Source organism: Amycolatopsis sp. NPDC102522 (assembly GCF_055584485.1).
The window spans coordinates 855,846-874,935 of record NZ_JBVJLY010000002.1 but is presented as its reverse complement, the minus strand read 5'-3'; the positions used below and the strand labels follow the sequence as shown (position 1 = coordinate 874,935).

Genomic DNA, 19,090 nt, shown 5'->3' with positions numbered 1-19,090 from the left:
GCGCAGCTGCCTAGGTCGCAGGACAGTCGTCCAGTCGTCGCGGCAACTGCGAACCAAAGGCAACCATCGGAAAGTGTCGGACGTGTCTGGTCCACTGGTTGCTCGATCGCGCGAAGTGCCGGCGTACTGGACGAGGGGCTTGCGAATGGCGGAGGACAGTGGGTGGCGCACGCTGCCCGATGGCCGAAGAATCAAACTACGGAACAAAGGTACGGGGGCCGCGGTAGCCGCTGCGGCGGTGATCGTGGTCGGCGTCGCGAGCGGCGGGATGGGCGCGTTGGGAGGTCTCGGCGGCGGCTCTACGGCACCGGCGCTGGAGAGCAACTTGGCAGGCGATGTCGTCGATTCTCTGCCTGGCCGCTCGCTCAAGACGCGTAAAGGCGAGGCGCAGAACTCGGCGAAGCGGGGAAAGACGGACGAGGCGTTGAGCCGTTTCAAGCTCAAGCGACTCGACCGTCAGGTCAAGCATGAGATCGAGTGTGTCGCCTCGTCGACAGGGAAGGTGCGAGAGTTCCTGGTCCGCACGCCCTGTACCTCGTTGGACCGGATGTTGATGGCGGTGGGCGACGGCCATGGCAACGCGGCGGTGGTCTCAGTCGTGCGGGTCGGGTTCCGAAGCAAGAAGCAAGCAACTGCGTTCGAAAGGGTCGAGGCGGTCCACGGCAGTGGGGATATCCGCCCGCTGGAGATCGCCGCCATGCTAGGTCTGGCGAATGTTCGGATCAGTGGCCTGCACTACTCTCCACGTCCGGAGGGACACGGGATGATAGTGGCGGAGACTGACACCGCGACCGGTCATGTGGACCCCGCGACCCTGGACGCCCTTGCCGACGTCGCCGTCTATTTGCCGGTAGGATAGTTGGATAATCGGCGACTGGCCGCACTTCGTCAATGGTCGATGCGAAGCCGTCCACGTTCTCCGGGAGAGTCAGCCGGACGGTGAGAGTCGCATTTCGAAGTGGCTGTCGCATATGGACCCTTTCCTCTTCGCCGATGCTGTATCTATCCAGGTCGTGAAGAATCATTGGGATTGCTGAATCACATTTGCCGAAGTGTCGAGCTTCCATCGTTTTCATCTGCGGCGCCCGAAGCAGACGGTTTCGTTCAGTTGATCTGAGGCCGGAACGACCAGTGTTGATGGTTCCGCGCTACGAGTCTTGTCACCTGATCCTTCATGGTGCGCCCTTCATGTCGGAGGACGCGCGGTTCGGCAAGGCCTCGCCCGCACGTCGAGGGGCGACCGCGCTGAACCGGTCACCTGGCCTCTGTGTGGTTCGAGGGTTGTCCGCGACTCGGTGAGCGAAGCAAGGGTGGCCGTGTCTTGATCTACTCCGTCAACGCCCGGCGGTCGCCGACTGAGTGATCTCTGGTGGCCTCTGAGTACGAGGCTCTGAGATATGTCTGAGACCTTGTAAGATATCTGTAGGCAGGGTACGTTGACCTTGTCGGGGACATGGAAGTTCCCAGGAGCGAGGAGTGGCGAATGATCGACATCACCGTCAAAGTCCCTGATGAGCGCGTCGCCGAGTTCTACTCGATGTTCGGAAGCTGGCTTGCCGAGCCCGCGACGAGCGAGGGCTCGCCGGCGGATGAGCTCGTCGCGTGGAGTCGCTCCGACGGCGAACTGGCCAAGATCGTCTGGGGAAAATTGAGCAAAACCGCCAAGGCGCTTTTCTCGATTTTGATGAACAAGCCTGGCGCGAAATTCAGCGGCGACGAACTGGGTCTGCTGCTTGAGCTTTCCAACGGAAAGCATGGTGTAGCCGGAATTCTCGGGTGGCCCGGCCGGCACTGTCAAGGGGCTGGGCGGACATGGCTGTGGAGATGGGAATATCCGGAAGGCGAGAATGTGCGCTACTGGATGACCGATGAAGTCGCCGACCTCTTCCGGCAGGCGCGAGATCACTGAGTGCGTCCTGCTGTCTGTGTGCCCCCGGCAGGATTCGAACCTGCGACACCCGCTTTAGGAGAGCGGTGCTCTATCCCCTGAGCTACGAGGGCATGTACTGCCAGGCGCAGCCTACCGCGTAGCTATGCGAAGGAGTACGGGAGGGCGAAGTCGTCCCTGAGGGGACCAAGCGGCCAGCCCGGTGAAGTCCCGAAACCCCCCGAACGGCGGTTGCGCACGAGCAGGCCGGGAAACCTGCGGCCGAACAGGGACACTGGCCGCCTAGTGACACTCGACCTGCGGATCCGTCCCCGAGCACGCACACTCACACCCAGGAAATCAGGGTCTGAATCGAAAGCTAGATCGACACAGATGACCCGCACGGGTCACTCGTACGTGTCTGGTTTCGAAACCCTGAACAACAGTAGGTAATCTTCGTTAACGGGACGCGAGACGCCGCTCCCCCGGCTGCCGGAGGGCTTCGTTGATCAAGCTCATGTTCGCCGACGACGAGGAACTGGTCCGTTCGGGCCTGCGTGCCATGATGTCCGGCGCTGCCGACATCGAGATCGTGGGCGAGGCGAGCGACGGGAGATCAGCGGTCGAGGTCGCCCGGCGGTACCACCCTGACGTCGCTTTGCTCGACATCAAGATGCGGGCGCCTGACGACGGCATTCGCGCGCTGAGGGCGATTTTGGCCCTGCCGGATCCGCCGACCGTGGCCATGTTGACCACGTTCGACATCGACGACTACGTCAGTCTCGCGCTCAGGCTCGGGGCCAACGGCTTCCTGCTCAAGGACATCGATCCGGCGGCGTTGCTGCGGGCGGTTCGTGACCTCGCTCGCGGAGGCGCGGTGCTGGACCCCGGGGTCGCGGCGCGCATGGTCCAGTCGCATCGGGACGAGCAGCGGGCCGCGCAGCCGGCGCGCAAGCTGCTCGCGTCGTTGTCCGAACGGGAGCGTGAGGTCGTCGGGCTGATCGGCCAGGGGCTGTCCAACGCGGAGATCGGCGGGCGCCTGCACCTGTCCGAGGCCACGGTCAAGGGCTACGTCTCGGCCGTCCTGTCCAAGATCGGCGCGGCGAACCGGGTGCAGGCCGCGCTGCTGGCCTACCGCGGCGGCCTGCTCGACCAGTAATGATCCTCACCGCGCTCGAGCTCCTCGGCTTGATCGCGTTCGCCGCTTCGGGGGCGCTCGCGGCGGTGCGGTCCAGGTTGGACGTCTTCGGAGTGGTCGTCGTCGGGCTCACCACGGCGCTCGGCGGCGGGATCATCCGCGACGTCCTCCTGGGGATCACGCCGCCCACGACCTTGCGGACGTGGCCTTACCTCGCGGTCTGCGGCGGGACGGCGCTGGTCGTGTTCGTCTTCCATCCGCAGATCGCGAAGCTGCGGCGCGGCGTGCTGCTCGCCGACGCGCTCGGGCTCGGGGTGTTCGCGACGGCGGGGACCACGACCGCGTTGAACGCGGGCGCCACTCCCTACGCGGCGTGCCTGATCGGGATGACGACGGGTATCGGTGGCGGCGCGGTGCGTGATCTCCTCCTGCGGGAAATCCCGCTCGTGCTGCGGAAGGAGATCTACGCGGTCGCCGCCCTCGCGGGGGCCGTGCTCGTCGTGATCGGTCACTCTCTGCGACTGCCGCCGGGGCCGGTGACGGTGATAGCAGCAGCCGTCGTAGTAGGGGTGCGAATGCTCGCTTTGTGGCGCAGATGGAACGCACCTGTTGCAAAAGGGCCCGAGACCGGCTGAAACGTCTTGTGGACTGTCGAATTCTCTTTGTTTGTTCTGTGTGTGTTCTTAGGCGAGTCTCAGCACTCTGCGTAAGACTGTCGCCATGCGCATCCTCGTAGTGGACGACGACAGGGCCGTCCGTGAATCACTCAGGCGATCCCTTGAGTTCAACGGGTACCAGGTGGAGATGGCCGGGGACGGCGCGCAGGCCCTGGAAGCGATCATCGCCAACAGACCCGACGCGATGGTCCTCGACGTGATGATGCCGCGGCTCGACGGCCTCGAGGTCGCTCGACGCCTGCGAAGCACCGGTGATGACCTGCCGATTCTCGTGCTGACGGCACGCGACACCGTTTCCGATCGGGTGTCCGGTCTCGACGCCGGCGCCGACGACTACCTGCCGAAGCCCTTCGCGCTCGAAGAGCTTCTCGCGCGCCTTCGTGCGCTTCTGCGTCGTGCGATCCCGGATCCGCAGGCGGGGCAGAACGCCGAGATCCTGTCGTTCGCGGACCTCACCTTGGACCCGGGGACGCGTGAGGTGCGCCGGGCGGGCCGGGAAATCAGTCTCACGAGGACCGAGTTCGCCCTGCTGGAGCTGTTCCTCTCCTACCCGAAGCACGTCCTGACCCGCAGCCGGATCCTGGAGGAAGTATGGGGATACGACTTCCCGACGTCGGGCAACGCGCTGGAGGTCTACGTCGGCTACTTGCGCCGAAAGACCGAGGCGGGGGACGAGCCGAGGCTGATCCACACGGTGCGGGGAGTGGGCTACGTGCTGAGGGAAACCCCGCCGTGACCGACCCGGTCCAGGTCGTCGACGCGTCCGAAAAGGATCCGCGCGGCGACCGCTGGGGCACGCGGCGCTTCTCGCTCCGCGGCCGCGTGACGCTGCTCGCGGCCGCTTCGGTGGCGGGCGCGGTGGCGCTGGTGTCCCTCGGCGCGTACCTGGTCGTGCGCGACAACCTCTACCAGCAGGTGGACGACAACCTCCTCGCCCGCGCGCAGGCCGCGGTCGACTCGCCGCAGGTGCAGACCGAACTGCAGCAGGTGCCCGGCGCCTTTCTGGCCAGCGCGGACCTGCAGATCGGCCAGCTGACGGTCGGGCAGAAGGTCCGGCTGACCTATCCGCAGTCCGGGAGCCGCCCGCCGTACGGCGAGGACGAGATCGCTGTCGCCTCCGGGGACAAGGCGTTCTCCCTGCGCACCGACCCGAAGACCGACAGCCGCGTCGTCGCCCTCCCGCAGGGCGCGGGGCAGGCGATGGTGCTCGCGCAGTCGCTCGGCCCGACCAAGCGGACCTTGAACGAGCTTTCGGTGGTCCTGTTCCTGATCGGCGGCGCCGGGATCCTGGTCGCCGCGGCCGCGGGAACGGCCGTCGCGAGAGCGGGCCTGCGACCGGTCGACAGGCTGACGTCGGCGGCGGAACGCGTCGCCACCACGGGTGACCTGCGGCCGATCCCGGTCAGCGGCGACGACGAACTCGCCCGCCTCACCCAGAGTTTCAACACGATGCTGGGCACGGTCGCCGAATCGCAGGAACGGCAACGGCAGCTCGTCGCCGACGCCGGCCACGAACTCCGGACCCCGCTGACGTCGCTGCGCACCAACCTGGAGCTGCTCCTGTCCGCGAGCAGGCCGGGCGCGCGGACGCTGTCCGACGAAGACCGCAGCGACATCGAGGCCGACATCCGCGGCCAGCTCGACGAGCTGACCCAGCTGATCGGCGACCTCGTCGAACTCGCGCGCCAGGACGAGCCGCGGATCGAGCACGAGCGGGTCGAGATGGCCGACGTCGTCGAGCGCGCGCTGGACAGGGCGCGCCGCCGCGCGGGCGAGATCGAGTTCGACGTCTCGCTCCAGCCGTGGGTGCTGACCGGCGACAGCAGCGCGCTGGAACGCGCGGTGCTGAACCTGCTGGACAACGCGGTGAAGTTCTCGCCGGAAGGTTCGACGGTCGGGGTCCGGCTGTACCCGGTCGGCGACGGCACCGCGGTGCTCGAAGTCGAGGATGCCGGACCGGGGATCGCCGACGAGGACCTGCCGAAGGTGTTCGACCGCTTCTACCGCTCGTCCGAGGCGCGGACGTTGCCCGGCTCCGGGCTCGGGCTGGCCATCGTCCAGCACGCGGCGCAGCGCCACGGCGGCGACGTCTACGCGGGGCGAGCTCCCGAAGGCGGCGCGCTGATGACCCTGCGGCTCCCGGGAGCCCCGGCCTGATGGGCGATTACGACAAGGGCCTCGAACTGCTCCGGCTGCTCGGCGGCGTCGAGAACCCCGCCGTGCTGGAGCTGTTCGAGGCCGTCCAGGCGACGGACTACGGCAAGGAGGCCGTCGCGTTCGTCTACGGCGGCGTGTACCAGCGGCCGGGGCTTTCGCCGGCACAGCGGCAGCTGGTGACGGTCGCCGCGCTGGAGGCCCTGGGCTACGCGGAGGCGCAGCTTCGGTTCCACGAGAACGCCGTGGCGAACGTCGGCGGTGACCTGGGTCAGGACGACGAAACGACCCGGCGGCTGAGGCGGATCGCGGTGTTCACGGCGAAGGGCGGGGTGGCGCCGGAGCTGGCCGTCGTCCTCCAGGAGGCGCGGGACGCGGGAGAGCTCGGGGAGGCCGTCGAGGCGATCCTGCATCTCGCCGTTTACGTGGGTTTCCCCGCCGCGCTCAACGCACTCGGCGTCGCCCGTACCCTGACGAGTGATGAGCACCGAGAACGCGCCTGAGATACCGCCCCGCCGTCTGCTGTGGACACTGCTGGTGGCCGCGGTGCTGCTGGTGGCCGACCAGCTGACCAAATGGTGGGCCGTCGACGCCCTCACCGATCGCGCGCCGATCCCGGTGATCGGCGACTTCATCCGGTTCCGGCTGCTCTACAACCCGGGCGCGGCGTTCTCGCTGGGCTCGGGGTCCACCTGGATCTTCGCGATCCTGGCCGCGGCCGCGGTGGTCGCGCTGCTGTGGATCTCGCGCAAGGTCCGTTCGGCGGGCTGGGCGATCTCGCTCGGTCTGCTGCTCGGCGGCGCGACGACGCATCTGGGCGACCGCCTGTTCCGCGAGCCCGGCTTCGCGCGCGGCCACGTCGTCGACTTCATCGACTACAACGGCTGGTTCGTCGGGAACGTCGCGGACATCGCGCTGTTCTTCGGCGCGGTCTCGCTTTTCGTGCTCAGTTTCCGCGGCGTCCCGATCGACGGCGTCAAGCCGTCCGAAGAGGCTCCGGCCGAGTAGTTTCCGCCTCTCCGGCACGCAAAGTCCGTGTTTGATCGTGTAGGATTTTGTGTAGTTGATCCAGTGTAGTCATCGGAGGCTTCGTGCTCGCGCGGCAACGACAGGCGGTGATCCTCGAGGAGGCGCGCCGGACCGGGGCGGTCCGGGTCAGCGACCTCGTCACGAGGCTCGGCGTTTCCGACATGACGGTGCGCCGCGACCTCGACGTACTCGCCGGCCGGGGGCTGGTCGAGAAGGTCTACGGCGGCGCCACCTCCATCGTCGGCAAGAGCACCGACGAACCCGGTTTCGAGGCCAAATCCGTGCGCCAGCGCGCGCAGAAGGAAGCCATCGCCGCCCTCGCCGCCGGACTGGTCCGGCCGGGCACCGCGATCGGCATCTCCGCGGGCACCACCACCTGGACCCTGGCCAGGGCGCTCGACGAGGTCCCCGGCCTGACGATCGTCACGAACTCCATCCAGGTCGCCGACGTGCTGCGCGGCGCGAACCAGCCGGATCGCACGGTGGTCCTCACCGGCGGCGTCCGCACCCCGTCGGACGCCCTGGTCGGGCCGGTCGCCGTGCAGAGCCTGCGTTCGCTGCACCTGGACGTCGTCTTCCTCGGCGTGCACGGGATGGCCGACGGCCCCGGTTTCACCACCCCGAACCTGACCGAATCCGAGACCGACCGCGCGCTCGTCGAAGCGGGCCGCAAGCTGGTCGTGCTGGCCGATCACACCAAGTGGGGGATCGTCGGCATCTCCACCATCGCCGGGCTCGAAGAGGCCGACGTCGTCGTCTCGGACGACGGTTTGTCCGACAGCGCAAGGGAAACGCTCACCGAGCAGGCGGGTGAGCTGATGATCGCCGAAACGGCGGAGACGGCTGAGGCTGAAGAAGCGTGAAGCGCACGGTTAGGCACCTGGCCGACGGCCGGGAGATCATCTATTTCGACTCGCCCGGCGCGCCCGAACGCACCGCCGAGGACACCCGTGACCTCCCCCGGGTCGCGGCGGCGTCGGAGATCCGGCGCGACCCGCTGACCGGGGAATGGGTGGCGATGGCCGCGCACCGGCAGACGCGGACCTACAAACCGCCCGCCGACCTGTGCCCGCTGTGCCCCACGAAACCCGGGAAGCCCAGCGAGATCCCGGAGCCGGACTACGACGTCGCGGTGTTCGAGAACCGCTTTCCTTCCTTCTCCCGCAACGTCCTCGGCGACTCGTCCACAGTGGACGGCGCGGGGCTGGTGCCGATCGCGCCGGGCGTCGGCCGTTGCGAGGTCGTCTGTTTCACCAGCGACCACGACGGTTCTTTCGCCGGGCTGACGGCGAAGCAGGTCCGCGCCGTCGTCGACGCCTGGGCCGACCGCACCGTAGAACTGTCCGCGATGGACGGTGTCGAGCAGGTCTTCCCGTTCGAGAACCGCGGCGAAGAGATCGGCGTGACCCTGCATCACCCGCACGGTCAGATCTACGGCTACCCGTTCGTGACGCCGAAGACCGAGCGGATGCTGGAGGTCGCTCGCGCCTACGAGGCCGAACACGGCCGTCCGGTGATGGGCGACGTCCTGGCCGCCGAGCGGGAATCCGGGGCGCGTGTCGTGGTCGCGGGCGAGCATTGGACGGCGTTCGTGCCGCCCGCCGCGCGCTGGCCGGTGCAGGTCCAGATCGTGCCGCATCGCCAGGTGCCCGACATCCCCGCGCTGACGGAAGCCGAGCGCGACGACTTCTCCGACGTCTACCTCGAAGTCCTTCGCCGCTGCGACGGGTTCTACGACCGGCCGTTGCCCTACATCGCCGCCTGGAACCAGGCGCCCGCCAAACGCGATCGCGAGCTCGGCTGGCTGTACCTGGAGGTCTTCTCGGTCCTGCGCTCCAAGGACAAGCTGAAGTATCTGGCGGGTTCGGAGTCCGGGATGGCCGTGTGGATCAACGACGCCACGCCCGAGCAGATCGCGGACAGGCTGCGCGCCACCCACTGACGGGGCCATACTCATGTGCGATGCACAGCTTTGGCTCAGGAACTTCTCAGGACCATCCCGCAAGGTGAGGACATGACCGAGAACGACCCCAGCGGCCAGGACGCCGAGAAGGCGCGGCCCGCCGGCACGCAGCCGGACGCGGAGCAGAGCGCGAGCTGGGCCGCACAGCCCGCCCCGCAGCAGGCTGACGCGACCGGCCTCGGCGGCCATGCCACTCCGCAGACCGGAGCGCAGCAGGCCTACACCCCGGAACAGCAGTACAACCCGTGGTCGCCGCAATCCCAGCAGGCCCAGACCCAGCAGGCGCCGTACACCCAGGGAAATCAGATCCCCGGGCAGCAGCCGTTCACCCAGCCGGGTCCGTCGGTCTACGCGGTCCCGCAGCAGCGGCAGGCGCAGAAGTCCACCTCGGGCAAGCTGCTCGCCGGTGTCGCGGCGATCGCGCTGGTCGTCGGCGGTGTCGCGGGCGGCACGGTCGGCTACCTGACCGGCGACGCTTCCGGCGGTTCCTCCGTGAACGCGCTGGACGCGCCGAAGCCCGCCCAGCAGACGGGCAACCTGCCCGCCGGTTCGGTCGAATCGGTGGCGCAGAAGCTGTCGCCGAGCGTGGTCGAGCTGCAGGTGTCCGGCCGGTCCGGTGCCGGTGAAGGCTCCGGCTTCGTGCTCAGCACCGACGGCTACGTGCTGACCAACAACCACGTCGTCGAGGTCGCCGCCGCCGGCGGGCAGATCCAGGCGGTGTTCCAGGACGGCAAGAAGGGCACGGCGACCGTCGTCGGCCGCGACCCCACGACGGACATCGCCGTGGTGAAGGTCAGCGGCGTCAGCGGCCTGACCCCGGTGGAGCTCGGCCGGTCCGACGACCTGCGGGTCGGGCAGCCGGTGGTCGCCATCGGTTCGCCGTTCGAGCTGGCGGGCACTGTCACTTCAGGCATCGTCAGCGCGCTGAACCGGCCGGTGAGCGCCGGTGGCGGCGGCGACCAGACCACGGTGATGTCAGCGGTGCAGACCGACGCGGCGATCAACCCGGGCAACTCCGGCGGCCCGCTCGCGAACATGGCCGGACAGGTCATCGGCATCAACTCGGCGATCTACAGCCCGAAGTCGGCCCAGGGCCAGAGCGGTGAAAGCGGCGGCAACGTCGGCATCGGCTTCGCGATCCCGATCGACCAGGCGCGCCGCACGGCCGACGACATCATCAACACCGGCCAGGCGACGCAGACCTTCATCGGCGCACGAGTGCAGACGGCGCCGACGGGTGGCGCGCAGCTCGGTGAGATCTCGCCGGGCAGCCCCGCGGAGAAGGCGGGCCTCAAATCCGGTGACGTCGTGACGAAGCTGGACGACCGCTCGATCCCCAACGCGGACGCGCTCGTCGCCGAGATCCGCACCCGGGCACCGAACGACAAGGTCAAGTTCACCCTCGGCGGTGACAAGGTGGTCGAGGTGACCCTCGGCGGCCAGCCCGTCACCCCCAACTAGTTCCGCACAGACGCTCGGCCGCAGTGCGCGGCCGAGACCAAACCCCGGCTCGAACCCCCAGCGGGCCGGACCCAGAGGCCACGCGCGACCGGCTGCCAATCCCGGTCGCGCGTGGCCCTTTTAACGCGCTTTTCGGGGGAGGAGCGCGGCCACGAGGACGCCGAGCCACACGACGGCGAGCGTGACGAGCAGGCCGGTGACGGTGTCGGCGTCGTGCAGGCCGGGGTTCCGGGCGCCGCCGAAAGGCCGCCACAGCAACGGGAACGCGAGCAGCGTCAGGACACCGGTGAGGACGGCGCCCGTCTTGACCGGGGTCTTCCAGCGTTCCGGAAGCAACCTGCTCAGGGCGAACCCCACGGCGCCGACCAGGGGCGCGATCAGCAGGTCGTGCACCAGCGGGCCGCCGCCGAGCCAGCCGAGCGTCCCGAAGACGTCCGGGCGCAGCGGGAAGGCGTACTCGGAGAACAGGACCGCGCCCCAGGCGAGCGCGCCGAGGCCGGGCAGGAACAGCAGTAGCCGCAACGTCTTCACAGCGTCTCCAACCGGGTGACCCATTTCGTCTGCAGGACGCCGGGCCGGTTCGGGGCGATGATCCGGCACGGGAAGCCGTGGTCGGCGTCGAGGACCTCGCCGTTGAGTTCGAGCGCCAGCAGGGTGAGTTCGTCGGCGGTGTGCTCGCCGGGGAGGTCGCTGATCCCGTACGGCCCGGCCTTCTCCAGCGAGAACACGCGAACCGGGGTGCCGGGCGCGCTTCCGGCGTGCCGCAACAACTCCGGCAGTGAGACGCCGCTCCAGCTCGCGGACTCGCTCCAGCCTTCGACGCACGCGATCGGCAATTCGGCGGAGGTCCGAGGGAGCGCGCGGAGTTCTTCCAGCGAGTAGGTCTTCGTGCCCTTCGGCGTCACCACGGACAGCCGCCAGTTCGGGTCTTTCGCCGTTGTCAGGACGCCGGCCGCCTCGGCGGTCCGGTTCACCGGCAGGCCCTGCGGTCCCTTGTCGCTACGCCAGGACAGCCCGGAGACGGTGCGCAGCAACGGAACCGTCGCTCCGGCCGTCGCCACGACGGCGACTCCCGCGGCCAGCCAGGTCGTGCGGAGGAAGGCGCGTCGGGACGGTTCGGGCGCCTTCGTGACCGAGCGGCGCACGATCGGGAGTTTCACCGCGATATGCACGAGGATCGAGCCGATCGCCACCCACGCGACCGCGTAGTGCAGCTGCGGGAAGTAGAAGTTCCACGGATAGTTCTGCGCGACGTTGAACAGGCCGGTGACGAGTTCGAAGAAGGCGGCCGCGGACAGCACCAGGATCGACAGGCGTTCGAGCGCGTGCGGTAGGGAGCGGATCACCGGGCGCTCGAACAGTTTCGGGAAGACGCTCCAGAGTTTGGCCAGCAGCAAGGGAATCGACGCGATCCCGGAGATCACGTGCGTACCCTGGGTGACCCGGTACAGCCACACCGGGCGGCTCGGCCAGCCGAACCACGACGGCGGATGCTGGACGAGATGGCTGATCAGGCCGGTGACGAAACACAGGGTGAACGTGACGGCGAGGGCGAGACCGATCCGGGACGTCACCCGCTCGGAAGTCTGGTTCATGCTTTCTCCAGGCAGGCGAACCAGCGATGGTCGCGGCGGGTTTCCCAGGCGACGCGGAACGCGGTCCGGGCGGCGAGCCAGGCGATCGCTTCGACGCCGACCCACGCCCAGGTGAACCAAGAGCCGCCGTCGTCCGGGCGCAGGCGGACCTGGTCCTGGCGGATGCCACAACCGGGTGGGTCGAGTTCGACGAGTACCGTGCCGCCGTCGCCGATCAGTTCCGCCATCCGGGCGAGGAGCCGGAGCGGGTCGCCGCCGATGCCGATGTTGCCGTCGGCGAGCAGGGCGTGCCGCCAGCGGCCTTCGCCGGGCAGCCGGTCGAAGACGTCCCGGTGGAGGGCGGCGGCGCCCCGGGCGTGCGTGAGCCGCACGGCGGTGGCCGAGATGTCGACGCCGAGCGAGGCGACGCCGCGTTCGGACAGCGCGGCGGTGAGCCTGCCGGGGCCGCAGCCGACGTCGAGGGTCGGGCCGTCGCAGGCGTCGAGGAGGACGTCGTCGCCCTCGCAGGGAATGGCCGTCCAGCGGTCCACCGGCAGGTCGACGCGTTCGCCGGTCGCGAGTTCCAGCCAGCAGCGGTGGCCGAGCAGACCACGATCGAAGGCGGTCACCGGACTTCGGCCACCGCTCGGGCGAACCGGCTCTCCGGCTTGAGAGCAGCGACCCGTCGCGCGTCCGCGAAAGTGTCCACATCGGACAGTGTCGGCAGGGTCCCCGGATTCAGGCCGACGTCGGCGAGCGCGCGCAGCGTTTGGCGGCCGGTGTCGTCGCGGGACATCGGGACCCCGGCGAGAGCCTTGGCGTGCAGCGGATCCTTGAGTCCCAGCGCCCACCAGCCGCCGTCGTCCGCCGGCCCGAGGACGGAATCTTCGAGCCGGTCCGCGGCCTCGGCCAGCAAAGCCGGGGTGACCTGCGGGGTGTCCATCCCGATCTGCAGCACTGGTTCCCCGAGCAGGGGAGCGTCGGCGTGGGCGTTGACGAGGCGGAGGTCGAAACCATCGCCGCGTTGGGGGATCACCTCGGTCTTTTCGAGTGCTACAGCGATTTCCGCGCCGCGTGCGGCTTTGCCGAGATCGCCGGTCAGCGCGACGACCACGCGGGCGTTCGGGGTCCGCAGGGCGGCGTCGAGGGTGTCGAGCAGTGAGGCGGCCGCGATCTCGGCGGCCTGCTCAGGCGTCGCGGGCGGGCAGAGCCGCGTCTTCGCGAAGCCGGGTACGGGCGCCTTGGCGACGATCAGCAGGCAGAAGCTCATCGGCTCAGCACCCGCCCGAAATCCCTTGCCGCGCGGAGGGTGCCGCGCAGCGAGCCGGAGACCTTCGACTTCGTGCCCTTGGCGCGCTCGCCGTAGGAGACGTCGAACTCGGCGACCCGCCAGCCCGCGCGTTGTGCCTTGAGCAGCAGTTCGAGCGGGTAGCCGAAGGCGCGATCGGTGACGTCGAGGTCGAGGAGCGCCTGCCGCCGGACGGCTCGCAGCGGCGCGATGTCTCGGACCGGCAAGCCCTTGTATCGCAGGAGGGCCGAGATCAGCGCGTTGCCCGCTCTCGCGTGCCATGGCCAGACGTTCCGGCCGGTCGGCACTCGACGTCCGACAGCCAGGTCGGCATCGGCCAGCCCGCGCACCAGCGCCGGGAGTTCGGCGAGGTCGAGCGAACCGTCGGCGTCGGCGAAACAAACGACGTCCGCCGTGGCCGCTTCGAGTCCGGTGTGCACCGCGGCGCCGTAGCCGCGCCGGGGTTCGTGGACGACCTTCGCCCCGAACCTGGCCGCGATCTCGGCGGAACCGTCGTTCGATCCGTTGTCGACCACGATCGCCCGATAGCGTTCGGGCAGGGCCGCCAGTACCCCTGGGAGGGCACCGGCCTCGTCGAGACAGGGGAGTACGACGTCAACCTGGTCATCGTTCACCCATCGCACGTTAAGTCCGGGATGGACGGACGAAAACCCTTGTCGTGCTTACCGAATCATGACGTCGGCGAAGTTCTTACCGAGTTCTGACGGACCGCGTCTTCGCGCCGTCGCAGGGCTGGAACGCGGTTATGGTGCCGGTGATGTCCACTGTCACCGCCCCTACCCGCACGGGCCGCCGGGCCGATCTGATCGCCGTCGGGCTGGCGATGCTCGTGGTCGCCGCCGCGATCGCGGTCGGCCTCTATTACAACCGCCCCGGTTCCGGCGTGGTGATCTACGCCTTCGCGCCGCCGCTGTTCGGGCTGTGGCTGCCGCATGTGGGGCCTGGCTCGGTCGCCGCCGTCGTGCTCGCGCTCCTCGTCGTCACCAAAGGTCCCTTGCTCGCGGCCCGGCTGAGCTGGCGCCCGCTGCTCGCGCTCGGGTACGTGACCGCGCTGGCGTGGACGTTCTCGCTGGCGATGATCGACGGTTGGACGCGCGGCTTCACCGGCAGGCTCACCACGGAGCACGAGTACCTGCACGAGGTCCCGGGGATCACCGACATCCCGAAGATGCTGAGCGAGTTCTCCTCGCGCATCTTGGACTACCAGCCGGACTCGTGGACGACGCACGTCTCCGGGCATCCGCCGGGCGCGACGCTGGTCTTCGTCTGGCTCGACAGGCTCGGCCTGCACGGCGGCGCCTGGGCCTCGACGTTCGTCGTGCTGGTCGGCTGCCTGGCCGTGGTCGCGGTGCCGGTCACGCTCTCCGCGCTGGGCAGGCAGGACGCCGCGCGGACGGTCCTGCCGTTCGCCGTCCTGACCCCGGGCGCGATCTGGCTCGGTGTCTCCGCGGACGGGCTGTTCGCCGGGGTGACGGCGACCGGGATCGCCCTGCTGGCGCTCGCCACGCGGCGCCGGATCCTCGCGCTGCCCGGCGGTCTGCTGCTCGGTTTCGGGCTCTTCCTCTCGTACGGCCTCGTGCTGTTGGGCCTGATCGTGCTGGCCGTCGTCCTGCTGACCCGCGAATGGCGGATCCTGCTGCTCGCCCTGGCGGGTGTGGCCGCGGTCGTCGTGGCCTTCGCGCTGAGCGGGTTCTGGTGGCTCGACGGCTATCACCTGGTGGTCGAGCGCTACTACCAGGGGATCGCGACGCTGCGCCCGTACTCCTACTGGGTGTGGGCGGATATCGCGGCGGTGCTGATCGCGATCGGCCCGGCCGCGATCGCCGGGACGCGACGGGCCGGGGCGGCGTTCCTCACCGAGCCGAAACGGTCGTTCCGCGACCCGGTCGTCCTGATCGTGCTGGCCGCGGCGCTGACGATCGCGTTCGCGGACCTCTCCGGCCTGTCGAAGGCCGAGGTCGAACGCATCTGGCTACCGTTCGAGGTGTGGCTGCTGCCCGCGGTGGCGCTGCTTCCGCAGGCGGGACGGCGGTGGTGGCTCGCCGCGTCGGCGGCCACGGCGCTGGTGGTGAACCATCTGGTGCTGACGAGCTGGTGAGGTGGACCGTATGACAGAGCAGGGCCGCGTGCTCGTGGTCGACGACGACGAGACCGTGCGGGACGTCGTCCGGCGGTACTTGGAGGTCGCGGGTTTCGACGTCGACGTCGCCGGGGACGGCACCGAGGGGCTGCGGCTGTTCTCGGCGACCGGGCCGGACCTCGTGGTCCTCGACGTCATGATGCCCGGGCTCAACGGGCTCGAAGTGTGCCGCCGGCTGCGGCAGGTGAGCCAGGTGCCGGTGGTGATGCTGACCGCGCTCGGCGAGGAGGAGAACCGGATCGCCGGCCTCCAGCTCGGCGCCGACGACTACGTCACGAAACCCTTCAGCCCCAAGGAACTCGCGTTACGTGTGGCGTCGGTCCTGCGGCGCGCGCGGATGCCGCGGCCGGAACCGGCGGCGCGCCTGATCGCCGACGGGGACCTCTCGTTGCAGATGACGGCGCGGCAGGCGACCCTCGGCGGCGCCGAACTTCCTTTGACGAGCCGGGAATTCGATCTGCTCGCGTTCTTCCTCACCCATCCCGGCGTGGCGTTCTCCCGCGCCGACCTGCTGGAGAAGGTCTGGGGCTGGGACTTCGGCGACCAGTCCACCGTGACAGTCCACGTCAGGCGACTGCGGGAGAAGATCGAGCGGAATCCGGCCAAACCCGTCCGCGTCGCCACCGTGTGGGGCGTCGGCTACCGGTACGACCCGGTGCGGCCGTGATCGGCGCCGGGGAGTCGCTCGGCGAGATGCTGGCGCACGCCTGGCACATCCTGCCGTTCGCGCTGATGTTCGCGGTGCCTGTCGTCCTGCTCGGCTGGCTGGCGCTGTATCTGCTCAGGCGCGGTTCGCTGGCGGGCACGATGACGATCCTCGTGCTGATCCCGGTGCTCGCGACGCTGATCGCCGTGCTCGGGATCAGCGGGTTCATGTTCACCCCCGCGCTGACCACGATGACGCTGGTCTGCCTGCTGGTCGCGCTGGTGACGGTGCCCGCGGCGCTCGTGCTCGGCCGCATGATCGCGCGCCGCAGCGTGTGGGAGCGGGAGGCGCGGGAACGGGAACGCGCGGCCGAGGCGTCGCGGCGCGAACTGGTCGCGTGGATCAGCCACGACCTGCGCAGCCCGCTGGCCGGGATCCAGGCGATGGCCGAGGCCGTCGCGGACGGTGTCGTCGCCGAACCGATCGAGGTCACCGGCTACGCGCGGCGGATCAGCGGCGAGACCACGCGGTTGTCCGGCATGGTCGGCGATCTGTTCGAGCTGTCGCGGATCACCGCGGGCGCGCTGGAACTGACCATGGCCGCCGTGCCGCTGCGCGACGTCGTGAGTGACGCCGTCGCCGCGCAGGCGCCGCTCGCGCAACAGAAACGCGTGCGGATGATCGAGCAGGCCACGGTATGGCCGGTCGTCTCCGGCAGCGACCCGGAACTGGCGCGGATCGTGCGCAACCTGGTGTCCAACGCCGTGCGGCACACCCCGCCGGACGGGACGGTGGCGGTGCAGATCGGCATCGACGGCGGTGAGGCGCTCCTGGCGGTCTCCGACTGCTGCGGCGGGATCCCCGACGACGAGATCGGGCGCGTTTTCGACGTCGCGTTCCGCGGGACGCCGGCGCGGACGCCCGAACGTGGCGGGCTGGCGAGCGGCGGCGGGCTCGGGCTGGCGATCGCGAAAGGCCTTGTCGAGGCCCATCGCGGTCGCATCGGCGTCCGGAACGACGGTCCGGGATGCCGCTTCGAGGTCCGGCTGCCGCTGGCGATGCCCTGACCCGTGTCAGTGCCGTGTCACCGCTGTGTCAGCGCGGATCGCGATGGTTACCGGCATGACGAACTCAGCGAGCACAGCCAAGACGATGTTCCGGCGGGCGGGGGTCACCGCGGTGGCCGCGGCACTGCTGGCCGGGGCGGCCATGCCCGGAGTGGCCGCGGCGGACTCCGGGCGGGACCGCCCGGACCTGCGGGCGACGGTCCAGGACATCGCCGCCTCCGGATTCGCCGGGGCGCAGCTGCGGGTGCACGACCAGCGGGGCGACTGGACCGGCAGCGCCGGGGTGCGTGAGCTGGGCTCGGCCGCCAAGCCGCCGACGAACGGGCGGTTCCGGATCGGCAGCAACACCAAGACCTTCGTGTCCACCGTCGTCCTGCAGCTGGTCGGCGAGGGGAAGGTGGGCCTGGACTCCCCGGTGGCCGGCTACCTGCCCGAGTTCGGCATCGACCGGCGGATCACCGTGCGGATGCTGCTGCAGCACACCAGCGGCCTGTTCGACTACACCGGCGCCGTCCTGCCCGACGGGACGGTCGTGCCCGGAATCCCCTTGGCGGGCAAGGAGTTCCTGGACAACCGCTTCCACACCTACCGGCCGGAGGAGCTGGTGCGGTTCGGCCTGTCCAAGCCGCCGCTGTTCGCGCCGGGAACGGACTGGAACTACACGAACATCAACTACGTCCTGGCCGGGCTGGTGATCAAGAAGGTCACCGGCAACCCCTACGGCGACGAGATCCAGCGGCGGATCCTGCGGCCGCTGGGGCTGCGGGACACCGTGGTGCCGGGCACGTGGCCGGGGATCCCGGGCCCGCACGCCCACGGCTACTACCGCTACGAGGAGGCCGGGCAGTGGAAGACGGTCGACATCACGAACCAGAACCCCTCCTGGGCCTCCAGCGCCGGTGAGCTGATCTCGACCACCAAGGACCTCCACACGTTCTTCTCCGCGCTGCTGGGCGGAAAGCTCCTGCCCGCCCCGCTGCTCGCCGAGATGCGCAAACCGCACCCCAAGGGCGGCTACGGCCTCGGGCTGTACGTCCAGGAAGCGAGCTGCGGCACCATCCTCAAGGGCATGGGCGGTTTCCACGGCTACGGGACGCTGATGGCGAGCACGCTCGACGGCAGCAGGACTTACGAACTGTCCATGACCTACGGCGACTCCGCCGCGGACCTGGGGCAGGCGTACTTCAAGGCGGACCAGACACTCACCGACAAGGTGCTCTGCGGCAAGTAAAGGCGTCAGAGCCGCAGGAAACCCATATCCGGGAAGTGGGCCGGCGCGATGATCGCGCCGGTCTCTTCGGCTTCGGCGAGGAAGCGCAGCCGGGTGCGGAGCGCGAGATCCGGGTCGACGTCGCTGAGGAAGCTCACCCGCGTGTCCGTCAGCTGCGCGGGCGTGTGCAGGACGTCGCCGAGCAGCAGCAGACGCTCGTCGTCCGCGGTGATGTCGAGGACGTAGTGGCCCGGCGTGTGGCCGGGGGCGTGCCGCGCCACGATCCCGGGCGCGATCTCGACGTCGTCGCCGCTGATCGCCTCGGTCAGGCCCGCGCCACGCGCGGTCTCCATGCCGACACGGCCCCACTCGCCCGTCCCGGCGGGCTCGATCAGGGCTTCCCAGTCGAGCTGCCCGAAGACGACCTGAGCGCCGGGGAAGGTCAGCTCGCCTTCGGGCGCGATCCAGCCGATGTGGTCGTTGTGCAGGTGGGTGAGGAAGACGGTGTCGATCTCGCCGACCGGGCAGCCCGCCTTGTCCAGCGCGGCCGCGAGGTCGCCGCCCGTGCCCATCGGCGGCGTGGGGTCGCCCTTGGCGGGCGTCATCCCCTTGGGGAAGGCGAACTCGCGCGGGCCGAGACCGGTGTCGACGAGGATCGTGCGGCCGTTGCCGCGGATCAGATACGCGCCGGTCGGGACGTGCACGGTGCCGTCCTCGTCGAGGACGTCCGGGTGGGCTTCGGGGTCGAGGCCGGGGAAGAACGCGAGCGGCAGCCTGATCAGGCCGTCCCCGAGTGCTTCGATCTCGATGTCTCCGATGGTGATGCCCACCAAAACCCCCAAAAAAGTCGATTCC

21 protein-coding genes and 1 tRNA gene are annotated in these 19,090 nt (G+C 69.4%); 15 read left to right on the top strand and 7 right to left on the bottom strand.

Going from position 1 to position 19,090, the window contains the following annotated elements; all coding sequences use genetic code 11:
• Nucleotides 1–145: 145 nt before the first annotated feature.
• Nucleotides 146–859 (top strand): hypothetical protein, encoded by a 714-nt coding sequence (locus tag ACZ6YV_RS10035; protein ID WP_465509257.1) that lies wholly within the window; start codon nt 146–148, stop codon nt 857–859.
• A gap of 624 nt (nt 860–1,483) precedes the next feature.
• Nucleotides 1,484–1,909, top strand: a complete 426-nt coding sequence (locus tag ACZ6YV_RS10030) for a DUF6416 domain-containing protein (protein ID WP_465509256.1) — start codon at nt 1,484–1,486, stop codon at nt 1,907–1,909.
• 19 nt (nt 1,910–1,928) lie between these two features.
• On the opposite strand, the gene ACZ6YV_RS10025 is transcribed toward ACZ6YV_RS10030, so the two are convergent.
• A tRNA-Arg gene (locus ACZ6YV_RS10025) sits at nt 1,929–2,001 on the bottom strand.
• Nucleotides 2,002–2,372: 371 nt separating this feature from the next.
• On the opposite strand from ACZ6YV_RS10025, the gene ACZ6YV_RS10020 reads away from it, so the two are divergent.
• The 9 genes from ACZ6YV_RS10020 to ACZ6YV_RS09980 all read left to right on the top strand — a co-directional run bounded on the left by ACZ6YV_RS10020 (nt 2,373) and on the right by ACZ6YV_RS09980 (nt 10,289).
• Complete coding sequence (locus ACZ6YV_RS10020) at nt 2,373–3,026, top strand: response regulator (protein ID WP_005155565.1); 654 nt, start codon at nt 2,373–2,375, stop codon at nt 3,024–3,026.
• The gene (locus ACZ6YV_RS10015) at nt 3,026–3,640 is read left to right on the top strand and encodes a trimeric intracellular cation channel family protein (protein ID WP_465509255.1); all 615 of its coding nucleotides are present in this window, start codon (nt 3,026–3,028) and stop codon (nt 3,638–3,640) included. Before ACZ6YV_RS10020 ends, ACZ6YV_RS10015 begins: the two co-directional genes overlap by 1 nt.
• Nucleotides 3,641–3,725: 85 nt before the next feature.
• Nucleotides 3,726–4,418 (top strand): response regulator transcription factor, encoded by a 693-nt coding sequence (locus ACZ6YV_RS10010; RefSeq protein ID WP_378240126.1) that lies wholly within the window; start codon nt 3,726–3,728, stop codon nt 4,416–4,418.
• Nucleotides 4,415–5,839, top strand: a complete 1,425-nt coding sequence (locus ACZ6YV_RS10005) for a HAMP domain-containing sensor histidine kinase (protein WP_465509254.1) — start codon at nt 4,415–4,417, stop codon at nt 5,837–5,839. Before ACZ6YV_RS10010 ends, ACZ6YV_RS10005 begins: the two co-directional genes overlap by 4 nt.
• Nucleotides 5,839–6,339, top strand: coding sequence for a carboxymuconolactone decarboxylase family protein (locus tag ACZ6YV_RS10000; RefSeq protein WP_465509253.1), 501 nt, complete (start codon nt 5,839–5,841; stop codon nt 6,337–6,339). Before ACZ6YV_RS10005 ends, ACZ6YV_RS10000 begins: the two co-directional genes overlap by 1 nt.
• Nucleotides 6,317–6,844, top strand: coding sequence for a signal peptidase II (gene lspA, locus ACZ6YV_RS09995; RefSeq protein WP_378240123.1), 528 nt, complete (start codon nt 6,317–6,319; stop codon nt 6,842–6,844). Before ACZ6YV_RS10000 ends, lspA begins: the two co-directional genes overlap by 23 nt.
• A gap of 83 nt (nt 6,845–6,927) precedes the next feature.
• Nucleotides 6,928–7,728 (top strand): DeoR/GlpR family DNA-binding transcription regulator, encoded by an 801-nt coding sequence (locus ACZ6YV_RS09990; protein ID WP_378240122.1) that lies wholly within the window; start codon nt 6,928–6,930, stop codon nt 7,726–7,728.
• Nucleotides 7,725–8,807: a galactose-1-phosphate uridylyltransferase gene (galT, locus tag ACZ6YV_RS09985; protein ID WP_465509252.1), complete on the top strand. Its 1,083-nt coding sequence runs from the start codon at nt 7,725–7,727 to the stop codon at nt 8,805–8,807. The genes ACZ6YV_RS09990 and galT overlap by 4 nt, the downstream gene beginning before the upstream one ends.
• A 72-nt stretch (nt 8,808–8,879) precedes the next feature.
• Nucleotides 8,880–10,289: a S1C family serine protease gene (locus tag ACZ6YV_RS09980; RefSeq protein ID WP_465509251.1), complete on the top strand. Its 1,410-nt coding sequence runs from the start codon at nt 8,880–8,882 to the stop codon at nt 10,287–10,289.
• Between the two features lie 120 nt (nt 10,290–10,409).
• On the opposite strand, the gene ACZ6YV_RS09975 is transcribed toward ACZ6YV_RS09980, so the two are convergent.
• The 5 genes from ACZ6YV_RS09975 to ACZ6YV_RS09955 are packed head-to-tail and all read right to left on the bottom strand — an operon-like array spanning nt 10,410 to nt 13,786.
• Nucleotides 10,410–10,820, bottom strand: coding sequence for a hypothetical protein (locus tag ACZ6YV_RS09975; protein ID WP_465509250.1), 411 nt, complete (start codon nt 10,818–10,820; stop codon nt 10,410–10,412).
• A complete protein-coding gene (locus ACZ6YV_RS09970; protein ID WP_465509249.1) occupies nt 10,817–11,884 on the bottom strand; it encodes a molybdopterin-dependent oxidoreductase in 1,068 nt (355 codons plus the stop codon). The genes ACZ6YV_RS09975 and ACZ6YV_RS09970 overlap by 4 nt, the downstream gene beginning before the upstream one ends.
• A complete protein-coding gene (locus tag ACZ6YV_RS09965) occupies nt 11,881–12,492 on the bottom strand; it encodes a methyltransferase domain-containing protein (protein WP_465509248.1) in 612 nt (203 codons plus the stop codon). The genes ACZ6YV_RS09970 and ACZ6YV_RS09965 overlap by 4 nt, the downstream gene beginning before the upstream one ends.
• Nucleotides 12,489–13,133 (bottom strand): TIGR04282 family arsenosugar biosynthesis glycosyltransferase, encoded by a 645-nt coding sequence (locus tag ACZ6YV_RS09960; protein WP_465509247.1) that lies wholly within the window; start codon nt 13,131–13,133, stop codon nt 12,489–12,491. The genes ACZ6YV_RS09965 and ACZ6YV_RS09960 overlap by 4 nt, the downstream gene beginning before the upstream one ends.
• Nucleotides 13,130–13,786 (bottom strand): glycosyltransferase family 2 protein, encoded by a 657-nt coding sequence (locus ACZ6YV_RS09955; protein WP_465509246.1) that lies wholly within the window; start codon nt 13,784–13,786, stop codon nt 13,130–13,132. The genes ACZ6YV_RS09960 and ACZ6YV_RS09955 overlap by 4 nt, the downstream gene beginning before the upstream one ends.
• A gap of 131 nt (nt 13,787–13,917) precedes the next feature.
• Between ACZ6YV_RS09955 and ACZ6YV_RS09950 the strand changes: the two genes are divergently transcribed.
• The 4 genes from ACZ6YV_RS09950 to ACZ6YV_RS09935 are packed head-to-tail and all read left to right on the top strand — an operon-like array spanning nt 13,918 to nt 18,256.
• Entirely contained in the window at nt 13,918–15,270 is a 1,353-nt protein-coding gene (locus ACZ6YV_RS09950; RefSeq protein WP_465509245.1) for a hypothetical protein, read from the top strand.
• Nucleotides 15,271–15,280: 10 nt separating this feature from the next.
• Complete coding sequence (locus ACZ6YV_RS09945; RefSeq protein ID WP_465509244.1) at nt 15,281–15,979, top strand: response regulator transcription factor; 699 nt, start codon at nt 15,281–15,283, stop codon at nt 15,977–15,979.
• Nucleotides 15,976–17,025 carry a sensor histidine kinase gene (locus tag ACZ6YV_RS09940; RefSeq protein ID WP_465509243.1) on the top strand — a complete coding sequence of 350 codons (1,050 nt, stop codon included), beginning with the start codon at nt 15,976–15,978 and terminating at the stop codon, nt 17,023–17,025. The genes ACZ6YV_RS09945 and ACZ6YV_RS09940 overlap by 4 nt, the downstream gene beginning before the upstream one ends.
• A 55-nt stretch (nt 17,026–17,080) precedes the next feature.
• On the top strand, nt 17,081–18,256 hold the full coding sequence (locus tag ACZ6YV_RS09935; RefSeq protein ID WP_465509242.1) for a serine hydrolase domain-containing protein: 1,176 nt from the start codon (nt 17,081–17,083) through the stop codon (nt 18,254–18,256).
• 5 nt (nt 18,257–18,261) lie between these two features.
• Here ACZ6YV_RS09935 and ACZ6YV_RS09930 read toward each other — a convergent pair whose 3' ends face one another.
• On the bottom strand, nt 18,262–19,065 hold the full coding sequence (locus tag ACZ6YV_RS09930) for an MBL fold metallo-hydrolase (protein WP_465509241.1): 804 nt from the start codon (nt 19,063–19,065) through the stop codon (nt 18,262–18,264).
• Nucleotides 19,066–19,090: the final 25 nt, after the last annotated feature.

Excerpts from the sequence above, each read along its gene's own strand:
- ACZ6YV_RS10035 (WP_465509257.1), top strand. The coding sequence starts at position 146 with ATGGCGGAGGACAGTGGGTGGCGCACGCTGCCCGATGGCCGAAGAATC.
- ACZ6YV_RS10030 (WP_465509256.1), top strand. The coding sequence starts at position 1,484 with ATGATCGACATCACCGTCAAAGTCCCTGATGAGCGCGTCGCCGAGTTC.
- ACZ6YV_RS10015 (WP_465509255.1), top strand. The coding sequence starts at position 3,026 with ATGATCCTCACCGCGCTCGAGCTCCTCGGCTTGATCGCGTTCGCCGCT.
- ACZ6YV_RS10010 (WP_378240126.1), top strand. The coding sequence starts at position 3,726 with ATGCGCATCCTCGTAGTGGACGACGACAGGGCCGTCCGTGAATCACTC.
- ACZ6YV_RS10000 (WP_465509253.1), top strand. The coding sequence starts at position 5,839 with ATGGGCGATTACGACAAGGGCCTCGAACTGCTCCGGCTGCTCGGCGGC.
- lspA (WP_378240123.1), top strand. The coding sequence starts at position 6,317 with ATGAGCACCGAGAACGCGCCTGAGATACCGCCCCGCCGTCTGCTGTGG.
- ACZ6YV_RS09980 (WP_465509251.1), top strand. The coding sequence starts at position 8,880 with ATGACCGAGAACGACCCCAGCGGCCAGGACGCCGAGAAGGCGCGGCCC.
- ACZ6YV_RS09970 (WP_465509249.1), bottom strand. The coding sequence starts at position 11,884 with ATGAACCAGACTTCCGAGCGGGTGACGTCCCGGATCGGTCTCGCCCTC.
- ACZ6YV_RS09960 (WP_465509247.1), bottom strand. The coding sequence starts at position 13,133 with ATGAGCTTCTGCCTGCTGATCGTCGCCAAGGCGCCCGTACCCGGCTTC.
- ACZ6YV_RS09950 (WP_465509245.1), top strand. The coding sequence starts at position 13,918 with ATGGTGCCGGTGATGTCCACTGTCACCGCCCCTACCCGCACGGGCCGC.
- ACZ6YV_RS09945 (WP_465509244.1), top strand. The coding sequence starts at position 15,281 with ATGACAGAGCAGGGCCGCGTGCTCGTGGTCGACGACGACGAGACCGTG.
- ACZ6YV_RS09935 (WP_465509242.1), top strand. The coding sequence starts at position 17,081 with ATGACGAACTCAGCGAGCACAGCCAAGACGATGTTCCGGCGGGCGGGG.